Source organism: Pseudomonas sp. B3G-3, from assembly GCF_028640915.1.
GTDB classification, from domain to species: domain Bacteria; phylum Pseudomonadota; class Gammaproteobacteria; order Pseudomonadales; family Pseudomonadaceae; genus Aquipseudomonas; species Aquipseudomonas chlororaphis_I.
The window spans coordinates 169,125-182,879 of the sequence record NZ_JAQZAB010000111.1 but is presented as its reverse complement, the minus strand read 5'-3'; the positions used below and the strand labels follow the sequence as shown (position 1 = coordinate 182,879).

Sequence of the window (13,755 nt, the reverse complement as noted above, 5' to 3'; positions counted from 1 at the left end):
TTCATGCCGGTGCCCCATGACCTGTACCAGGACCTGAGCTACAGCAAAGAAGACATTCAACAGCGTCGGGCCAGTGACCCGCACCTGAATGCCTTGTTCGATAAATACTCCAGCATTGATGATCAGGTGCTCAAAGCGGAGGCCGCGGCGGCCGCTGATGAGGAGTTGAAACGGCTCAAGGAAAAGCGGCTGCTGATCAAGGATGAGATCTCCGAGAAGCTGACTGCCCGCTTCTGACCCCGACCCTGTCCTGAGCGAGATGTCCCGAGGTTTCGGGCGTCTCGCCAGGTCCTACGCAATCCAGAGCATTGGCTGCTCTTTCCGCTGTTTGCCCATTCACTCCCCTGTATCGACCTTCACGCTTGGCGAGACGCGCCCAGGAGTAGGCGCGCCTGTTTCAGCGCCTGCCTGCCTCAAGGGCACTCGCAGGTGCTCGGGCCGAATACCGGGCCTGCGCAGGGATCCTCGGACGGTCCGAACACCGGGCATGCGGCCAGCGCCGACAGGGATGAAGTGAGCAGCAGGGAAGCCAGGAGGATTTTGATTTTCATGGGTGGGTCCACTCTCAATGTGATGGGCATCAATCGGATTCGATTGTTTGTCTTTCCTTGGTGGGCGCCTGTGACGACGCCGCGCGGGACAGCTTAGATCAGATTCGATTGGCGGCCAGGCCGGTGTCCGGGCTGTGGCTCAGGACCCGATCTGGTCGGGCCCAGGCCGCTACCGCATCAGGGCGCCTTCGCCAGGGCGACGCTCAGCGGCAGGCGCGCCATGTGCGTGGCCTTGAGCGAGCCGAAGTACAGGGCGTCGCCGTATTCGCGCACCGTGGTGATGGGCGCGTAGTTGCCGGCGCTGGCGTCCTGCAGGTTGGCGATGACCTGGCCCTGGGTATCCAGGCCGAGGACGAAGCCGCGTTTTTCCACCGGTTTGGGCAGCAGGCTCATGGCGCGCACGATCATCTTGCGCACCCGCGGATAGGGCGCGGTGCCGTCGAGCAGGACGTTGCGCGGGGCGTAGAGCGCCACCCAGAAACGCCCCTGGCCGTTGAAACTGAGGTTGTCCGGCAGCCCCGGCAGGTTGTCGATGAACAGGTCGCGGGTGCCGGCCTTGGCACCGCTGAGCCAGTAGCGGCTGATCCGGTAGGCGCCGGTTTCGTTGACCAGCACATAGGACTCCTGGGGCCCGAGGGCGATACCGTTGGCGAATTCCAGGCCATCCAGCAACTGTTCGGTCTGGCCGCTCTGGAAGTCGTAGCGCAGCAGGCGCCCGTCGCCGCCGTGCTCGATCACTGCCTCGCCGTCCTGGCCGTAGCCCCAGCGGCTGGTGGCGTCGCTGAAGTAGGCATAACGCCCGGCGGCGTCCACCGCCACGTCGTCGGTAAAGCCGAAGGACAGGCCATTGGCGGAAGTAGTGAGGGTGCTCAACTGGCCCTTGGCGTCCAGCGCCAGCAGGCCCTTGACCGCGTCGGCGATGATCAGCCGGCCATCCGGGTGGCGGGCCAGGCCCAGGGGACGCCCGCCAGTATTAGCCAGTACCTGCAGGGCGCTGCCGTCCAGGGCGGTGCGGATCACCCGCCCATCATGCAGGCCGCTGATCAGCGAGCCGTTCTCCAGCAGCAGGGCTTCCGGCCCGTCGATATCCAGCGCGCCCACCGCCTGCAGGCCCTTGAGCTTCTGGTTCTCGGCGTACAGGCCGCTCTTCAGCGAAGGCGCCGGCGGCGGGGTCCAGGCCAGTGGCTGGACCTTGGTCGGCATCAGCAACAGAAAGGCGCCGATGGCGATGACCACGACCAGCAGCAGATGGCGAATTTTGATCCGACGGGGTGCGACTGGCTTCATCGATGGCGGCTCCTGGGTGATGGGGTCAGGTCACACGCTGCGGTGCGACGCCGGCGCCCAGGGGAATTGCCCGTTGCGCCATTTCGCATAAGGCTAGCAGGGAGTCGGCGGACTCCCGTTCTATCCGCCTTCTGAATAACAGGCGATTGCCCAGGCGCATCAGCAGGCCGTCGAAGCGGTATTCCAGGGTGCGGATAAACCGCGTGTGGTGGGCGTCCAGCGGCTGGCACTCGTAGGTCACCACCAGATGCAGGCCATGATCGCCCTGGGCCGTGGCACGCCAGCGAAGCCCCGGCAGGTACTCGTCGACCCGCCAGCTCAGGTGCCCGCTGCGCCCGCCGGCGTGGATGTCTTCCTCGAAGCGCGCGCCGGCAGGCAGGGCCCCGGCCGGCCCCTGGACCTTCAGCGAAGACGGGTGCCACTCCGGCCAGCGGCTGGAGGCGCTGGCGTAGTCGAGCAGGGCCACCGGATTGCGCGGAATATCGATCTGATGCTGCATGTGGGTCATGGACGAGGACCTTGTCGATAGAGAAGAGTTAGCGGGTTCCGGCTCCCAGTACAGGGTGCCGAACAGGTAATCCATCAGCGGCAGGACAATGTTGAAGTTGCGCTCCTGCATCAGCTCGCGGCGGTGATGCAGCTCATGCAGGCGGCGCATCTGGCGGATCCACGGCAGCCGCGCCAGCGGATGCCCGGCCGGCAGGTGTTCGCAGGCATGGAACACCTCGTAGGCCAGGTAGCCGATCAGGGTGCAGCTGGCGAACAGCGCCGCGACATTGGCATTCCACAACTGCAGCAGCCACCACAGCGGCAGGGCGAACAGCAGGCTGTGGACCACTATCAGCCAGGCCGGGAACAGGATCACCCGCCAGTCCCGGGGGCCGTCGTAGGTCATGTACCCGGGCACGAAGAAGCTGTGATGGTCGCCGCTGTGGCGGGCATAGAACATCCGCGCGAAGGCCTGCTTGTGGTGGCCCAGCCAGCGGTGCACGACATAGATGCACAGGTTGAAGAACAGCAGCGCCACCGGCACCGCCAGCCACTCCAGCGGCTGCACCTGGTGCAGGGTGCTCCACAGCAGGGCGATGCACGCCATGCCGTAGGCCAGCACGAAACCGCCGTGCAGCCACGGGTTGTAGCGCGGATGAACCGCGGCGCGGTAACGCTCGCGAAATGCCAGGGTGGTTTGCCTCAAGGCCGTTCTCCTGTGGGTTTTGTTGTTCTTATTGACAGAAGATTAGTCCTGCTCGAATTATCCAGCTAATGGATATTCGGAATGGGCATTATTCATGAAGCTGAACTTGCGGCACCTGGATCTCAACCTGCTCTTGGTGTTCGACGCGCTGATGCAGGAGCAGAACCTGTCCCGCGCGGCGGTGCGCCTGAACCTCAGCCAGCCGGCCGTGAGCAATGCCCTGGCGCGCCTGCGCAGCCAGCTCGACGAGCCGCTGTTCATCCGCACCGCCCGGGGCATGCAGCCCACACCCCGGGCCCATGTGCTGCACGGTTCGGTGCGCCAGGCCCTGCGCCTGTTGCAGGAAGGCCTGGACCCGAGCAGCGAGTTCGACCCGGCGGCGTCCGACCAGACCTTTAGCTTGTCGATGAACGACTACGCCCAGGCGCGCCTGTTGCCGGCGCTGTCACGCCGCTTGCAAAGCGCTGCGCCCAAGGTCCGCCTGGCGGTGCGCAGCGACGCCGCCGACTCCCTGCCAGCCTGGCTGACCACCGGGATGCTCGACCTGGCGGTGGACTACCTGTACTTCGACGATCCTGACCTCTGCTACCAGCCGCTGCTGGAAGAACAGCTGGTGGTGATCGGCCGTATCGACCACCCGGCCTTCGAGCCGCAACTGAGCCTCAAGGCCTATGAGCAGAGCCAGCACGTGGCGATTCCGGACCGGGGCGGGCGCGGCTCGCCGCTGGAGATCGTCCTCGGCTCGGCCAAGGTCCAGCGCCATGTGCAGCTGTTCGTCCCGCATTACCTGAGCATCCCGTTGATCGTCGCCCAGTCGGACTTGCTGGGCACGGTGCCGCGGCGCCTGGCGGAGCACTTCTGCGCGCTGATGCCGATCCGCATCGCCGAGCTGCCGCTGGTGGCGCCGCCGGTGCAGGTCAGCCTGATCTGGCATCGCCAGCAGGAGCGGGTTCCGGGGCATCGCTGGCTGCGCCAGGAGATCATCGCGCTGGCCGCCCGGTTCGCGGGGCAGCCGGAGCTGTCCGGGCATTGATGACAAAAAACCAACAAAAGATTAAGACGGGTCTGATTGGCATCGCGGATGTCGTCTGTATCCTTTGGGGCCCGCTTGATGAGCAGCCGTGCTGACTCAGAGGCGCCAACCCATTGGAGATTGCATGCGTCACTCGATTCTGAACATTGCCCTGGCAGCCAGCTGCCTCTTTGGCTTGGCCGGGCAGACCGCCATGGCAGCGGTGGATGCCAGCCAGTACGTGGAACTCAAGGATGCCGTGCCGCAGGTCGTGCCCGGCAAGATCGAAGTGGTGGAACTGTTTTCCTACGGCTGCGGCCACTGCTACAACCTCGAAGCCTCGATCAACCCCTGGGCGGCCCAGCTTCCCGAAGACGTGAACTTCGTCAAGCTGCCGGCCATGTTCGGCGGGATCTGGGATGTCTACGGCCAGCTGTACCTGACCCTGGCGACCCTGGACGCCAAGCCCGAAGTGCACCATGCGGTGTTCGAGGCGATCCACGGCGGCAACCGCCTGAAAACCCCCGAGGCCATGGCCGAGCTGCTCAAAGGGCAGGGCATCGAGCCCGCTAAATTCCTCGCCACCTACAACTCCTTCGCCGTGCAGGCCAAGGTGATGGACGCGAAAAAACGCACCGCGGCCTACCAGGCCACCGGCGTACCCTCGCTGGTGGTGGACGGCAAGTACCGCTTTGGCATGACCAGCGACGGCGCCAAGGGCCTGTTCGCGGTGGCGGACCAGTTGATCGCCCAGGTGCGGGCAGCGAAGTAAGCCCTCGATCCCCTGGCCGCTGCCGAGCCTTCAAGGTTCGGCTGCGGCTCCAGGGCATCGAGTGGTAGCCAAAAGGGCATCGATAGCGATGTCCTCCATAAGCATTGTCAGTCCTTGATCAACGGCGCCTGCGGGTGCGGGCTCGGGAACGCCTGCTCATACGCCCGGCACAGGCGCAGCACCTGATCATCGGCAAACCGTGCGCCCACCACATGCAGGCCTACCGGCAAGCCGTCCTCGGCGAAGCCACATGGCACCGACGCGGCCGGTTGTTGGGTCAGGTTGAAGGGGTAGCTGAAGGGCGTCCACTCCATCCATTCGCCCAGGCCGGAACCCGGTGGCACGTTGTGCCCGGCGGCGAAGGCGGTGAGCGGTAGCATGGGCGAGACCAGCAGGTCATAGCGTTCGTGGAACTCGGCCATGTGCGCCACCAGCGCCGCGCGGGCTTCCAGGGCCAGGGTGTACTGGTGGAGGCTGATGTCTTCGCCTTGCCGGGCAATGCGCAGCAGGCCCGGGTCGAGCTGCTGGCGTTGCTCCTGGCTCAGTTGCCCGGCCAAGCGCGCGGCGCCGGCGAACCACAGGGTATTGAACAGTTCCAGCGGGTCGCTGAACCCCGGGTCGACCTGCTCGACATGGGCGCCCAGTTGGGCCAGGCGTTCCACCGCCCTGGCCACCACCCGCGCCACCTGTGGCTGCACCTTCACGTAACCGAAGTCAGGGCTGTAGGCGATGCGCAGGCCTTTGAGGTCAGTGCTCTCCGGCAGCCAGGGCGTGCTGCGCGGGGCGCCGACCAGGCCGTCGCGGGCATCCGGCCGGGCGACGGTTTGCAGCATCAACACCGCATCGTCGACGGTGCGGGTCATCGGTCCCAGGTGCGAGAGAAGGGTCATGGCGCTGGCCGGCCACTGCGGCACGTAGCCGAAGGTCGGCTTGATCCCGAAGGTGCCGGTGAAGGCGCAGGGAATGCGGATCGAACCACCGGCATCGCTACCCTGGTGCAGCACGCCGAGGTTCAGCGACGCCGCGGCGGCCGCGCCACCGGAGGAACCGCCGGCGGTGGTGCGGGTGTCCCAGGGGTTGCGGGTGATGCCGTACAGCGGGTTGTCGGTCACGCCTTTCCAGCCGAATTCCGGGGTGGTGGTCTTGCCCAGCAGCACCGCGCCGGCGTTGCGCATAAAGGCCGGGAAGGGCGCATCGACATCCCAGGGGCCGCTGGCGGAGGTGGTTTTCGAGCCCTTGCGCGTGGGCATGCCACGGGTCAGGGTCAGGTCCTTGATCGAGGCCGGCACGCCGTCCAGCGCGCCGCAGGGCCGGCCCTTGAGCCAGCGCTGCTCGGAGGCCTTTGCCGCGTCCAGCGCGCCTTGCGGGTCGACATGGCAATAGGCGTTGACCTGCGGGTTGAAGCGCTCGATGCGCGCCAGGGCGTCCTCGGTCACTTCCACCGGCGACAGGCGCTTGTCGCGGTAATGGGCGAGCAGTTCGACGCCGCTCATCTCGGCGATTTCGCTGTGTCGGGTCATGCCGCTGCTCCTGTTTGTTGCGCCGCGTTGACCATGGCCCGCAGCAAGACCGCGCAACCGTCGGCCAGGTCCTGGGGCGCGGCGTTTTCGATTTCGTTGTGGCTGATGCCGCCTTCGCAAGGCACGAAGATCATCCCCGCCGGGCCCAGCTCGGCGACGAAGATCGCGTCGTGCCCGGCGCCGCTGACGATGTCCATATGGCTCAGGCCCAGCTGTTCGGCGCCCTGGCGCACCGCGGCGACGCAGGCGGGGTCGAAGTCCAGCGGCGGGAAGTCGGCGGTGGCGGTCAGCTCGAAGCCCAGGCCGTGCTGCTGGCAGGTGTCTTCGATCAGCTGGCGCACCTCGTTGACCATGGCCTGCAGCTGGTCGGCATGCAGGTGGCGCAGGTCGAGGGTCATCTGCACCTGGCCGGGAATCACGTTGCGCGAGCCCGGGTGCAGGCTCAGGCAACCGACGGTGCCGCAGGCGTGGGGCTGTTGTTCATGGGCGATGCGGTTGACCGCGCTGATCACCTGGGCGGCGCCCACCAGGGCATCCTTGCGCAGGTGCATCGGTGTCGGCCCGGCATGGGCCTCGACCCCGGTCAGGGTCAGGTCGAACCACTTCTGGCCGAGGCAGCCCATGACCACGCCAATGGTGGTCTGGCGGTCCTCCAGCACCGGGCCCTGTTCGATGTGCGCCTCGAAATACGCGCCCACCGGATGGCCGAGCACCGCCCGCGAGCCGGCATAGCCGATGCGCTGCAACTCGCTGCCCACCGACAGCCCCTGTTCGTCCTGCTTGCGCAGGGTGTCGTCGAGGTCGAACTTACCGGCGAACACCCCCGAGCCCATCATGCACGGCGGGAAGCGCGAACCTTCTTCGTTGGTCCAGACCACCACCTCGATCGGTGCCTCGGTCTGCAGGCCGAGGTCGTTGAGGGTGCGGATCACCTCCAGGCCGGCCATCACCCCGTAGCAGCCGTCGAACTTGCCGCCGGTGGGCTGGGTGTCGATATGGCTGCCGGTCATCACCGGCGGCAGTTGCGGGTTACGCCCGGCGCGGCGGGCGAAGATATTGCCGATGCCGTCGATGCTGACGCTGCAGCCGGCCTCTTCGCACCAGCGCACGAACAGGTCGCGGGCCTGGCGGTCGAGGTCGGTCAGGGCCAGGCGGCATACGCCGCCCTTGGCGGTGGCGCCCAGTTGAGCGAGGTCCATCAGCGATTGCCAGAGGCGTTCGCGGTTGACCAGCGGGGCGCTGTCTTGCAACAGGGGTACGGACACAATCGGACTGTTCATTTCAGCTCTCCCCTCAGGCGCTCAGGGCCAGGTAGCGGTTCTTGATGCTCGGGTCGGCGCGGAAGTCAGCGGCGCTGCCTTGGTAGACCACGCGACCTTGTTCGAGGACGTAGTGGCGGTCGGCGAGCTTGTCGCAGACCATCAGGTTCTGTTCCACCAGCAGCACCGGCAGGCCGTCGTCCTTGATCTTGCGCAGGATTTTCACCAGCTCGTCGACGATCACCGGGGCCAGGCCTTCGGTGGGTTCGTCGAGGATCAGCAGCCTGGGATCGTTGAGCAGGGCGCGGGCGATGGCGAGCATCTGCTGCTCGCCGCCGGACAGCGCATGGCCGGCGTTTTTGCGCCGCTCCTTGAGGCGCGGGAACATGCCGTAGACATCCTCCAGCTGCCAGCGGCTGCTCTTGCGCTGGGCGATGCGCAGGTTCTCCTCGACGCTGAGCAAGCGGAAGATGCCGCGGTGTTCCGGCACCAGCGCCAGGCCCTGGCGGGCGATCTCGAAGATCTTCTTGCCCACCAGCTCCTGGCCGTTGAAGCGGATCTGTCCCTGGCGCGGGCAGATGATCCCGAGGATGCTGCGCAGGGTGGTGGTCTTGCCCGCGCCGTTGCGTCCCAGCAGGGTCACCAGTTCGCCGGCGTTGACCTGCAGCGAGACGCCTTCGAGGACGTGGCTCTTGTCGTAGTAGGAATGGATATTCTCGACGGTCAGCATCAGGCGGCTTCTCCCAGGTAGGCGCTGCGCACGCGCTCGTCGGCGCGGACGAATTCTGGCGTGCCTTCGACCAGGATCTGGCCGTGGCTCATGACGGTGATGCGTTGGCTGATGGACATGACGATGCTCATGTTGTGCTCGATCAGCAGCACCGTGTGGTCGCGGCCGAGGTCGCTGATCAGCTGGGTCATGATCGGGATGTCGTCGATGCCCATGCCGGAGGTTGGCTCGTCGAGCATCAGCAGTTTCGGCCTGGAGCAGATCGACATGCCGACTTCCAGCACCCGCTGCTGGCCGTGGGACAGCTCGCCGGCGAGGGTGTCGGCGCGTGCCGTCAGTTGCAGGCGTTCGAGCACCTGGTCGGCCATCTCCAGGTGTTCGCGGCGGCTGTCGAGGTGGCGCCAGAAGTTCAGCGCCGCCAGGCCATCGCGACCCTGGGCGGCCAGGCGCAGGTTTTCCCGCACGCTGAGGTTCTGGAACAGGCTGGTCAACTGGAACGAACGGGCCATGCCCAGGCCGACCCGGCCGTGGGCCGGCTTCTTGATGATGTTCTTGCCGTTGAACAGGATCGCCCCGGCGGTGGCCTGGCGTTCGCCGGTCAGGCAATGGAACAGGCTGGTCTTGCCAGCGCCGTTGGGGCCGATGATGGTGTGGATGGTGCCGGCCTCGACCTTCAGGTTGACGCCGTTGACCGCGTGGAAGGCGCCGTAGGCCAGCTCCAGGTCCTGGGTTTGCAGCAGGTACTGCGCGGGGCTGTTCATGACAGTTTCTCCTCGGTCGGCAGGGCCGCCTTGCGTGACTTCAGGATGCGTTCGAACAGGCTCGACAAGCCGCCCCACAAACCACCACGCATGAAGATCACCACCAGGATCAGGATGATTCCCAGCAGCATCAGCCAGCGTGGCCAGAGTTCGGAGAGGAACTCGCCGAGCAGCACGATGGAACCGGCGCCCAGCAGGGAGCCGAACAGCGAGCCGGTGCCGCCGACTATGGTCATGATCAGGATGTTTTCCGACATCGCCAGGTCGATGCTCGACAGCGGCACGAAATGCAGGAGCATGGCGTACAGCGCCCCAGCGATCCCGGTGACCGCGCCGGACAGCATGAACACCAGGATCTTGAAGTGCCGGGTGTCGTAGCCGATGGCGGCGGCGCGGGTTTCGTTCTCGCGGATCGCCATCAGCGTGCTGCCGAACGGCGAGGCGATCACCCGCCGGGCACCGATGAAGATCAGCAGGAACAGCACCGCGACAAAGGCGTAGAAGTAGCGCGCGTCGCTCAGCGACAGCAGCACCGTGTCGCCGATGCGGATCTCCGGGCGCGGCACGCTGAGCAGGCCGTTGTCGCCGCCGGTCCAGTCGCTCAGGGTGTAGGCGATGAAGTAGGCCATCTGGCTGAAGGCCAGGGTCAGCATCACGAAGTAGATGCCGGTGCGCCGGATCGCCAGGGCGCCCACCAGCAACGCCAGCAGCGCGCCCACCAGGGCCGCGCCGAACAGGGCGCTGAACAGCCCCAGTTGCAGGTGGATCATCAGCAGCGCGGCGCAGTAGGCCCCGGCGCCGAAGAAGATGCCCTGGCCGAACGACAGCAGGCCGGTGTAGCCCAGCAGCAGGTTACAGGCCAGCGCCGCGAGGGCGAAGATCAGGATCTCGCTGGCCAGGGTCGCCGATGGCAACACCAGCGGCAGGCCGATCAGCACCGCGACCACCAGCCACGGCAGGGCGCGCGACTGGGTCTTGGCGAACGGCAGGGGATTTTTCTCGCTCATGTTCATGCTCTCCCGAACAGGCCGTAGGGACGGACCAGAATCACCGCCGCCATGGCGCCGTAGATCATCAGGCTGGCGCCTTGCGGCCAGAGGGTGGTCATCAGGCTCTGCACCACCCCCACCAGCAGGCCGCCTACCAGGGCGCCGCTGAATGAACCCATGCCGCCGATCACCACCACCACGAAGGCGACCCCGAGGATTTCCGGGCCGACAAAGGGCTGGGCGCCACGCAACGGGGCGAACAGCACCCCGGCGATCCCGGCCAGGGCCACGCCGAGGGCGAAGGTCATGGAGAACAGGCGGAAGATGTTGGTACCCAGCAGCGACACGGTCTCGGTGCTTTCGCTGCCGGCGCGCACCAGGGCGCCGAAGCGCGTGCGCTCCAGCAGCAGCCACAGCGCCAGCCCCACCAGTGCCGAGAAGACAATGAGGAACAGTCGGTAGTAGGGGTAGACGAAGTCGCCGACGATCAGCACGCCGCGCAGCAGTTCCGGCACCGCGACGCTTTTGCCGACGGGCCCCCAGATCAGCACGCTGGCTTCCTGGATGATCAGCGCGATGCCCAGGGTCACCAGGATCTGGAAGGTGTGGGGCAGGTGGTAGATGCGCTGGATCAGCAATCGCTCGATGGCCCAGGCCAGGGCCGCGACCACCAGCGGCGCGACCAGCAGCGCCAGCCAGAAGCTGCCGGTGAGGCTGACGGCGGTGTAGCAGATATAGGCCCCGAGCAGGAAGAACGCGCCGTGGGCGAAATTGACGAAGTTCAGCAGGCCGAAAATGATCGTCAGGCCCACCGCGATCAGGAAGTAGATCATCCCCAGGCCGAGGCCGTTGAGGATCTGGAACAGGTAAAGATTGAGCATGCGGGTACCCTCGACAGGGGGCCGGCGACTGTCGTCGTCGGGCGGCCCGCTGCCTCTAGCCAGCGATGAAAAGGTCGGTCGGGGTCAGGCCAGGTTGCAGCCGGTGGCGCCGGCATCCGGGAACGAGCGCCCGGAACTGAGCACTTCGGCCAGGTCGTCCTTGTCGCGCATGCTGGCCGTGGCCTTGCCCTGCAGCAGGTAGTAATCCTTGATTACCTGGTGGTCGCCGGCGCGGATGCTTTCCTCGCCGGTCGGCCCCTGGTACGTCAGGCCTTGCAGGGCCTTGGCCACGGTCGCGCCGTCGAAACTGCCGGTGGCGACTATGGTGTCGAGCATGATCTTGGTGCCGATGTAGTCGGCGGCCAGCGGGTAGGTAGGGTTGATGCCGTACTTGGCCTGGGTCAGCTTGACCAGCTCGCGGTTGAGCGGGGTGTCGACCTGGTGCCAGTACTGCGCGCCGAGGTAGACGCCTTCGAGCACGTCGCTGCCCAGCTCCTGGAACTGGTCGAGCCCGGCGGACCACACCAGTAGCACTTTCATGCGTTCCTTGATGCCGAAGTTCACCGCCTGGCGCAGGGCGTTGGAGGACTGGCTGCCGAAGTTGAGCAGCACCAGCACGTCGGGCTGGGCGGCGATGGCGTTGGTCAGGTAGCCGGAGAACTCCTGTTCCTGCAACGAGTGATAGCTGTTGCCGACGTGCTCGATGCCATGCTCGGCGCACACCTGTCTGGCGCCGGCCAGCAGCGCTTCGCCGAATACGTATTGCGGGGTGATGGTGTACCAGCGCTTGGCCTCGGGCAGGCGCTTGATCAGCGGCACCATGGTTTCGCGAATGGCGCCGTAGGTCGGCACCGACCAGCGAAAGGTCGAGGCATTGCAGTCCTTGCCGGTGACTTCGTCGGCGCCCACCGGGGTCATGAACACGCCGTTGACCTTGCTCACTTCCTTGGCCACCGCCAGCGCCGAAGACGACAGGGTGCAGCCCTGGAAGAATCGCGCGCCGTCCTGGGCAATCGCCTCCTGGACCTTGCGCACCGCCTTGCCGGCGTTGCCTTCGGTGTCGATCACCTTGTAGTTCAGCGGGCGGCCGAGCAGGGTCGGGTACTGTTCCACCGCCAGGCGCGAGCCCATGTCGGCGAACTTGCCGTAGCTGGCGAAGGCGCCGGACATCGACTTGAGCCCGTAGAAGGTAAAGGGTTCGGCGGCAAAGGCGTTGCGCACCCCCAGCGGAAGGCTGAGGGCTCCGGCAACGGTCAGACTGGCTTTCAACAACGTACGACGCTGCATGGGGTAACTCCCTGGTTTAGTTATTGGCAGGAGTGGCAATGGCAAAACGGCGCAGCAGCCTGTGTTCAGGCTTTGTTATTGGCGAAGCGGCGTGTGGCGGGTGCGGCGGTTATCAGTGGTGGTGATCGAACTCCAGCAGGAAGTGTTGGGTGACCTCGCCCTCGAGGGCGCTCATATGGTGTTCGGCGTCGCACATGTGTTCGTGCATCAGCTGGCGTACCGCGGCTTCGTCCTCGGCTTTGAAGGCCAGCAACAGGCGCTTGTGGTAATCGAGGTTGGCGGCGTCGAACTGCTTGCGCTTGGGCTTGTAGGCCTTCTTCAGCACTACCAGGTCGCGCAGCAGGTCATTGAGGAACTGCGCCATGAAACTCAGCAGCGGGTTGGGGCAGGCGCGGCCCAGCAGGTTGTGGAATTCCAGCTCGGCGATGCGCTGTTCGCGCTGGCCGGCCTCGCTGTCTTCCGGGGCGCTGCAGAAGTCGATGTTGGCCTGCAGCGCCTCGAAGTCGTCGGCGCTGAGACGGCCGATCACCGACACCGCCAGCTCCACTTCGATGACCTTGCGCAGCTGGTACACCTGCTCGCCGTCCATCTGCTGGAAGTGCAGGTAATTGCGCAGGGCGCGGCTCGCCGGCTCGGTGCCGGCCTGGTTCAGGTAGGCGCCGCCGCTGGGGCCGGTGCGGGTGTTGACCAGCCCTTCGACCTCCAGCGCCTTGAGCGCTTCGCGGGCCGAACCCTTGGAGCACTGGAAGCTTTCCATCAACTCGCGCTCGGTCGGCAAGCGGTCGCCGGGACGCAGGGCGTTGATCACGATGGAGCGTTTGACCGACTCGACAATCACGTCGGAAAGCTTCTGGCGTTTGCGGCGAACAGGTCGTTTGAGCATGTTTTCGATTTATCGTATTAATGCGGATAAATAGTACTTAATAGGGCTGGGCGCGGTGCGTCAATCATCCAGGGAACGAGGTGTCGTTTTCGATGCGGGAGGGTCGTAATCAGACCCCGGGGGAGTGGTGGCGAGGCACTGGTCTTCGTCCTGTGCCAGGCCTTGTCCAGCCACTAAGCTGATGGCAGGTCATGCAGTCATAGAGGGGAAGAACCCATGATTCTGTGCAAACGCGCCTACGAACCGGCGAGCCCCGACGACGGGTATCGGGTGCTGGTGGATCGGCTGTGGCCGCGTAACTGTCGCAAGGAGCAGTTGCCGCTGGACGAGTGGTTGAAAGACCTGGCGCCGTCCACCGGATTGCGCCGTGCCTTCAAGTCCGGCGAGCTGGATTTCGCCACCTTCCGCAGCCGTTACCGCCAGGAACTGACGGCCCGCCCCGAGCATTGGTGGGCGTTGCTGGAACGCGCGCAAAAGGGCCGCCTGACCCTGGTGTACTCGGCCCATGATGAAGTGCATAACAATGCCCGGGTGCTGGCCGAGTGGCTGGAGGACGAGCTGGACCGGCAGGGTGAGGGGAGCTCGCCGGTGTGTTACGCGCACCTGTCACCGCCTGAATGAAGGCGCT

At 65.7% G+C, this 13,755-nt stretch carries 15 protein-coding genes; 4 read left to right on the top strand and 11 right to left on the bottom strand.

Translation table 11 applies throughout. The annotated features are described in order from the left end of the window. The first annotated feature begins 3 nt into the window (after window positions 1–3). Window positions 4–237: a DUF465 domain-containing protein gene (locus tag PVZ80_RS19630; protein ID WP_007932361.1), complete on the top strand. Its 234-nt coding sequence runs from the start codon at window positions 4–6 to the stop codon at window positions 235–237. A 176-nt stretch (window positions 238–413) separates the two neighbouring features. Here the strand turns inward: PVZ80_RS19630 and PVZ80_RS19625 are convergent, their stop codons facing one another. The 3 genes from PVZ80_RS19625 to PVZ80_RS19615 form a co-directional block, all read right to left on the bottom strand. After that, window positions 414–551, bottom strand: a complete 138-nt coding sequence (locus PVZ80_RS19625; RefSeq protein WP_007932359.1) for a PA0050 family protein — start codon at window positions 549–551, stop codon at window positions 414–416. Between the two features lie 177 nt (window positions 552–728). Beyond that, on the bottom strand, window positions 729–1,838 hold the full coding sequence (locus tag PVZ80_RS19620) for an SMP-30/gluconolactonase/LRE family protein (protein WP_273828269.1): 1,110 nt from the start codon (window positions 1,836–1,838) through the stop codon (window positions 729–731). A 25-nt stretch (window positions 1,839–1,863) separates the two neighbouring features. Beyond that, complete coding sequence (locus tag PVZ80_RS19615; RefSeq protein ID WP_041986145.1) at window positions 1,864–3,033, bottom strand: SRPBCC family protein; 1,170 nt, start codon at window positions 3,031–3,033, stop codon at window positions 1,864–1,866. A gap of 94 nt (window positions 3,034–3,127) precedes the next feature. Here PVZ80_RS19615 and bsrA point away from each other — a divergent pair, with 94 nt between their 5' ends. Together bsrA and PVZ80_RS19605 are read left to right on the top strand one after the other, a co-directional pair. Next, complete coding sequence (gene bsrA, locus PVZ80_RS19610; RefSeq protein WP_009049695.1) at window positions 3,128–4,066, top strand: LysR family transcriptional regulator BsrA; 939 nt, start codon at window positions 3,128–3,130, stop codon at window positions 4,064–4,066. 124 nt (window positions 4,067–4,190) lie between these two features. Next, window positions 4,191–4,817 (top strand): thiol:disulfide interchange protein DsbA/DsbL, encoded by a 627-nt coding sequence (locus PVZ80_RS19605; RefSeq protein WP_096374765.1) that lies wholly within the window; start codon window positions 4,191–4,193, stop codon window positions 4,815–4,817. Window positions 4,818–4,924: 107 nt separating this feature from the next. Here the strand turns inward: PVZ80_RS19605 and PVZ80_RS19600 are convergent, their stop codons facing one another. The 8 genes from PVZ80_RS19600 to PVZ80_RS19565 all read right to left on the bottom strand — a co-directional run bounded on the left by PVZ80_RS19600 (window position 4,925) and on the right by PVZ80_RS19565 (window position 13,127). Continuing rightward, window positions 4,925–6,337, bottom strand: a complete 1,413-nt coding sequence (locus tag PVZ80_RS19600) for an amidase (protein ID WP_041986137.1) — start codon at window positions 6,335–6,337, stop codon at window positions 4,925–4,927. Further along, complete coding sequence (locus PVZ80_RS19595) at window positions 6,334–7,617, bottom strand: Zn-dependent hydrolase (protein WP_273864420.1); 1,284 nt, start codon at window positions 7,615–7,617, stop codon at window positions 6,334–6,336. The genes PVZ80_RS19600 and PVZ80_RS19595 overlap by 4 nt, the downstream gene beginning before the upstream one ends. 13 nt (window positions 7,618–7,630) lie before the next feature. Continuing rightward, entirely contained in the window at window positions 7,631–8,326 is a 696-nt protein-coding gene (locus PVZ80_RS19590) for an ABC transporter ATP-binding protein (RefSeq protein WP_009049691.1), read from the bottom strand. Further along, window positions 8,326–9,087: an ABC transporter ATP-binding protein gene (locus PVZ80_RS19585; RefSeq protein ID WP_009049690.1), complete on the bottom strand. Its 762-nt coding sequence runs from the start codon at window positions 9,085–9,087 to the stop codon at window positions 8,326–8,328. The genes PVZ80_RS19590 and PVZ80_RS19585 overlap by 1 nt, the downstream gene beginning before the upstream one ends. Next, window positions 9,084–10,094 (bottom strand): branched-chain amino acid ABC transporter permease, encoded by a 1,011-nt coding sequence (locus PVZ80_RS19580; RefSeq protein WP_009049689.1) that lies wholly within the window; start codon window positions 10,092–10,094, stop codon window positions 9,084–9,086. Before PVZ80_RS19580 ends, PVZ80_RS19585 begins: the two co-directional genes overlap by 4 nt. A 2-nt stretch (window positions 10,095–10,096) precedes the next feature. Beyond that, window positions 10,097–10,957, bottom strand: a complete 861-nt coding sequence (locus PVZ80_RS19575; RefSeq protein ID WP_009044477.1) for a branched-chain amino acid ABC transporter permease — start codon at window positions 10,955–10,957, stop codon at window positions 10,097–10,099. An 84-nt stretch (window positions 10,958–11,041) separates the two neighbouring features. Beyond that, window positions 11,042–12,244: an ABC transporter substrate-binding protein gene (locus PVZ80_RS19570; protein ID WP_038633524.1), complete on the bottom strand. Its 1,203-nt coding sequence runs from the start codon at window positions 12,242–12,244 to the stop codon at window positions 11,042–11,044. Between the two features lie 112 nt (window positions 12,245–12,356). After that, the gene (locus tag PVZ80_RS19565) at window positions 12,357–13,127 is read right to left on the bottom strand and encodes a FadR/GntR family transcriptional regulator (RefSeq protein WP_009049687.1); all 771 of its coding nucleotides are present in this window, start codon (window positions 13,125–13,127) and stop codon (window positions 12,357–12,359) included. Window positions 13,128–13,343: 216 nt separating this feature from the next. Here PVZ80_RS19565 and PVZ80_RS19560 point away from each other — a divergent pair, with 216 nt between their 5' ends. Then, on the top strand, window positions 13,344–13,748 hold the full coding sequence (locus tag PVZ80_RS19560; protein WP_016705366.1) for a DUF488 domain-containing protein: 405 nt from the start codon (window positions 13,344–13,346) through the stop codon (window positions 13,746–13,748). The last annotated feature ends 7 nt before the right edge of the window (window positions 13,749–13,755 follow it).